This is a genomic window from Enterovirga sp. (genome assembly GCF_028290205.1).
Lineage (GTDB): Bacteria > Pseudomonadota > Alphaproteobacteria > Rhizobiales > Beijerinckiaceae > Enterovirga.
This window is the reverse complement of the sequence record NZ_JAQGKF010000200.1, coordinates 1-4987: the sequence shown is the minus strand read 5'-3', so window position 1 is coordinate 4987 and position 4987 is coordinate 1. Positions and strand designations below refer to the sequence as shown.

4 protein-coding genes and 1 pseudogene are annotated in these 4987 nt (G+C 70.0%); 1 reads left to right on the top strand and 4 read right to left on the bottom strand.

From position 1 onward, the window contains the following. Positions 1 to 604, bottom strand: a 604-nt coding sequence (locus tag JWR86_RS13900) for a dihydroxy-acid dehydratase (protein ID WP_299566631.1), incomplete at its 3' end; no start/stop codon positions are given. Positions 605 to 772: 168 nt separating this feature from the next. Here JWR86_RS13900 and JWR86_RS13895 point away from each other — a divergent pair. Beyond that, positions 773 to 2017, top strand: a complete 1245-nt coding sequence (locus JWR86_RS13895; protein ID WP_299566629.1) for a capsular biosynthesis protein — start codon at positions 773 to 775, stop codon at positions 2015 to 2017. 4 nt (positions 2018 to 2021) lie between these two features. On the opposite strand, the gene JWR86_RS13890 is transcribed toward JWR86_RS13895, so the two are convergent. From JWR86_RS13890 to JWR86_RS13880, 3 genes and pseudogenes are all read right to left on the bottom strand, one after another. Beyond that, a complete protein-coding gene (locus JWR86_RS13890; protein ID WP_299566627.1) occupies positions 2022 to 3218 on the bottom strand; it encodes an aminotransferase class V-fold PLP-dependent enzyme in 1197 nt (398 codons plus the stop codon). Between the two features lie 109 nt (positions 3219 to 3327). Next, positions 3328 to 4242 carry a manganese catalase family protein gene (locus tag JWR86_RS13885; RefSeq protein ID WP_299566626.1) on the bottom strand — a complete coding sequence of 305 codons (915 nt, stop codon included), beginning with the start codon at positions 4240 to 4242 and terminating at the stop codon, positions 3328 to 3330. Positions 4243 to 4366: 124 nt separating this feature from the next. Then, a pseudogene (locus tag JWR86_RS13880) lies at positions 4367 to 4987 on the bottom strand (phenylacetate--CoA ligase); the annotation flags it as partial.

Genomic DNA, 4987 nt, shown 5'->3' with positions numbered 1-4987 from the left:
GCGCCGAGGAGGCGACGATCGACATGAACTCTTCATAGTCGATCTCGCCGGTGGCGAGCCGCTCGCGCGATTTCCACACCACCGTGCCGGAGCCGGTGCGCGCGCCGTCATGCCAGCCGTTCAGCATCGGCCCGCCGGACAATACGATCGCCGGCAGGTTGACCGTCGCGGCGGCCATCAGGCAGGCCGGGGTGGTCTTGTCGCAGCCGGTGGTCAGCACCACGCCGTCCAGCGGATAGCCGAACAGGACTTCGACGAGGCCGAGATAAGCGAGATTGCGATCGAGCGCCGCCGTCGGGCGCTTGCCGGTCTCCTGGATCGGGTGCACCGGGAATTCCATCGCCAGTCCGCCGGCGGCGGTGATGCCCTCGCGGACGCGCTTGGCGAGTTCGAGGTGGTGGCGGTTGCAGGGCGAGAGGTCGGAGCCCGTCTGGGCGATGCCGATCAGCGGCCGGCCGGCGCGCAGCTCCTCGGGCGTGAGGCCGAAATTCAGGTAGCGCTCGAGATAGAGCGCCGTCATGCCGGGATTGTCCGGGTTGTCGAACCAGGCCTTGGAGCGGAGGTTCTCCGGCTTCACCGTCTTCGCCCGTTCCACCCCCGCCATGCCGCTTGCTCCCGTGCTGGCGCCGCTGCGGGCGCCTGCCCCATGTTGTGGACCGGGGCCGCCCGACGGGCAACCGCGCTGCCGCCCTGCGGCGGCGCGGCCCGGGGCCTGTGGGTTGCGGCCGGCGCGGTCCGGGCGGTATGCAGCCCGGCGGAAGGGTGGAGCGGCGTGGCGTCAAGCGAGGCGAGTTCTGCAGAGGCCGGCCCGGGCGGCCGCGGCACATTCCTGTTCCTGCAGGGTCCGGTCACGCCGTTCTTCGCGGAGGTCGCGGACGCGCTGGAGCGCGCCGGCCACCGCTGCCTCAGGGTCAATCTGTGCTTCGGCGACTGGCTGTTCTGGCGCCGCCCGGGAGCGCTGAACTTCCGGGGCAGGCGCGAGAGCTGGCCCGCCTTCGTGTCCGATCTGCTGGACCGCGAAGGCGTCACCGACCTCGTGCTCCTGGGCGAGCAGCGGTTCTACCACAAGGTGGCCATCGCCGCCGCCAAGGCCCGGGGCGTGCGGGTCACGGTGACCGATTTCGGCTATCTGCGGCCGGACTGGATCACCCTCGAACCGGACGGCATGTCCGCCGATTCCCGCTTCCCGCGCGACCCCGAGGCGGTGCTGGAACTCGGCCGCCGGGCGCCGGAGCCGGACCTGCAGCCGCGCTACAAGGACAGTTTCGTCACCCAGGCCTGCTGGGACATCCTGTACCACATCTCGTCGTCGCTGCTGTTCTTCCTCTATCCGGGCTACCGCTCGCACCAGGTGCATCACCCGGCCCTGGTCTATGTCGGGACCGGCCTGCATTTCCTGCGCACCCGCTACAACGGGCCCAGGGCCGACCGGCTGATCGCCGCGCTCGCGACCCTGCGGGTGCCCTATTACGTGTTCCCGCTGCAGATGGAGACCGACTTCCAGCTGCGGGCCTATTCGCCCTTCAACGACCTCAAGACGCCGATCCACAAGGTCATCCGCTCCTTCGCCGAACACGCGCCGAAGGACACGATGCTCGTGATCAAGGTCCACCCGCTCGATCCGGGCCTGCGCAACTGGGCCCGCATCGTGCGGCGCTCGGCCCGGCGCTGGGGCGTTCCGGAGCGGGTGCGGTTCGTGGACGGAGGCTCCCTGGTGCTGCTGCTCGAGGGCGCCCGCGGGGTCGTCACCGTGAACTCCACGGTGGGCCTCTGGGCCCTGCGGGCCAGCCACCCGGTGATCACGCTCGGGGCGGCGGTGTTCGACATCGACGGGCTCACCTTCCAGGGGCCGCTCGACCGCTTCTGGGCCGAAGCCGAGCCACCCCGCCCCGAATTGCGGGACGCCTTCGTCCGCGCCATCGCCTCCGAGATCCAGATCCGGGGCGTCTATTACCGGCGTGAGGGCCGCCAGGCGGCCGTGGCAGCGGCCGCGCAGCGCCTGCAGGCCTGGGCGTAGCCCGTCAGGCGGCGGCCGCCATCGGCTCGGCCCGGCTCGCCGCCAGATAGTCGATGGCGGCCCGCACCCCGTGCCGGCCATGCGGCACCCCGAGCTCCAGGAAGCAGAGCTCCAGGGCGGCGAGGCAGCCGAGGATCATGGGCTCGTTCAGGTCGCCGAGGTGGCCGATCCGGAAGGCGTGACCGGCCAGCGCCCCGAGCCCGCCGGCGACCGACACCCCGAGCTGCTGGCGCGCATGGCTGCGGATCCGGTCGGCATCGACGGATCCGGCGGTGCGGATCGCGGTCACGGTCACGGCCCGTTCGGCCGGCCGCAGCGCGTTGAACGAGAGCGCGCCCGCCTCCCCCCAGCACTCGACGGCCCGCCCGACCGCGCCGGCGAGCCGCGCGTGCCGGCGCCAGATCTCCGGCAGGCCCTGCTCGCCGATCATGTCCAGAGCCTCGCGCAAGCCGAAGAACAGCCCCTCCGGCATGGTGCCGCAGAACTTCATGTAGGAGGCCTCGCCGAGGCGCGGCTGCCAGTCCCAGTAGCGCTGATGGCGGGGCAGCCGGGCGGAGACCTCCACGGCGCGGGCATTGGCGGCCAGGATGGCGAGGCCCGGCGGGCACATCAGCGCCTTCTGGGAGGCCGCAATCGCGACATCGACGCCCCAGCCATCCATCTCGAACGGCATGGCACCCAGCGAGGCGATCGTGTCGGCGACCAGCAGCGCGGGGTGGCCGGCTGCGTCCATCGCCGCCCGGATTGCGGCGATGTCGTTGACGATGCCCGTGCCGGTATCCACCTGCACGGCCAGCACGGCCTTGATCCGGCCCGCCCCGTCGCGGCGCAGGTGGTCCTCCACCGCCTGAGGGTCGATCGCGTGCCGCCAATCACCCGGGATCGACTCGGTGACGAGCCCGAGCGCGCGGGCATGATCCGCCCAGGCGGACGAGAAATGCCCGACCTCCGGCACCAGCACCGTGTCGCCCGGCACGCAGATGTTGCCGAGCGCGGCTTCCCAGCCGCCATGGCCGTTGGCCGCGTAGACGAAGACATGGCCCGAGGTCCTGAACACGGCCGCCAGGTCGCTAAAGCAGGTCTGCGCAATGGCGTGCAGCCGCGCGTCCACCAGATCGAGCGGCTGGCGGTGCATGGCCCGCAGCACCCGGTCGGGCACATGGGTGGGCCCGGGGGCGTGGAGGAATTCGTGGCCGATCATGGTGCATCCTGGGCGGCGGCGGCGGCCCAGGGCTAGCCGATCTCGCGGCCCGGTTCCATGCCGTCCAGCCCGACCGGGCTGGACGGCGGCGACGGGCGGTTTGGCCCGTCTAGCGGCTCTTCTTGTAGAGCTTGGTCGCGACCTCGAACATTTCCTGCGGAGCGTAGTCGGGCGCGAAAGCCCCGTAATTCCCGAGCAGCTCGGCCATCTTGCCGCCTTCCGGCGGACCGTCGACGATTTCGAGCGAGCCCGGCGGGTCGCTCGGCAGCGCGACCTCGTCGTTCGACCACACGCCCGCGGCCTCGGCGTAATCGGGCGAACCGAAGCGGTAGAGGCGGCGGTGGCTGCCCTCCTGCAGGTACTTCTGGCATTCCGGAATGTAGTCGAGCGGAATGTTGGGCACCGGCAGCATGTTCTCGATGGAGACGCCGGTGAGCTTCTTCAGGGCGAGCGCATAGGCGTGCGCGTGGACCGAGCCGCGGACGAGCAGGTAGCCGCAGACCTCGCGACCGGTCGGCTCGGTCATGGTCTCGTAGACCCGCAGCTTGTGCAGGCGGGCGCCGCATTCCAGATGGAAATTGTGCAGCAGGTCCATGATCAGGTTGCCGGTGGTCGTCACCATGTCGACGTTCCAGGACATGGAATTCGAGTTCACCGGCGCGGCCCCGCCGCCATAGGAGAAGAACGAGGCGGCGGACCGCACGTCCTGCATGTCCTTGAACGGCGCCTTGGAGACGTCGACATTCTCCTTCGGGTCGCCGGGACCGTTGTTCAGCATGGCGATGCCGGTCGAGACGAGCTCGACATGGCCGAGTTCTTCCGTGAAGATCGCCGACACGAGGCTGTAGAACGGGCGAAGCTGGGTCTTGTTGCGAAAGTTGAAGCTCTGGAACATGTAGTTCCCGAGCGTGGACATCTCCCCGTATTTGCCGCCGAGAAGCTCCTGAAGAGCGGCGGCCGCGTTGGGATTCGGAGCCTTGGGCTCGGGCAGTTCGGCCTGCAACCTGTCGATGCGCATGAACATGGGCCAGCGTCCTCTGTGATGAACGAGAAGCCCGGCTGCTCGCCAAGTTCCCGGTCAGGGCCCGTTTGTCGGTTTCCGACAGTGCGGGATGCGGCCGTTTAGGAGGCTTCAGCCCCCGAGCCGGTCAGTCGCGCGGCCTCCGGTCCAGAACCCGCTTCGCCTTCCCGGCCGAGCGTTCCAGCGTCCCGGGCGGCTGGATCGCGACGCGGGCCGCGATGCCGATGGAGCCCTTGATCCGACGGGCCAGGCCCTCCCCTTCGGGCCCGAGCCCGTCCGGGCTCCAATGCTCCGGCCGGGCTTCGGCCAGGATGGTCATCTCGTCGAGGCGGCCCACCCGCGTGAGTTCGATCACGAAATGGCCGCCGCACCAGGCGCAGCCGAGCAGCGCCTCCTCGATCTGCGACGGGAACACGTTGACGCCGCGCAAAATGATCATGTCGTCCGAGCGGCCCGTCACCTTGTCCATGCGGCGCATGGCGGGCCGCGCCGTGCCGGGGCGGAGCCGGGTCAGGTCGCGGGTGCGGTAGCGGATCACCGGAAACGCCTCCTTGGTCAGGGAGGTGAAGACGAGTTCGCCGAGTTCCCCGTCCGGCAGCACGCGGCCCGTCGCCGGGTCGATGATCTCCGGATAGAAATGGTCCTCCCAGACGTGCAGCCCGTCCTTGGTGTCGCGGAATTCCATCGACACGCCCGGGCCGATCACCTCGGTCAGCCCGTAGATGTCGACCGCGTCCATGCCGAAGGC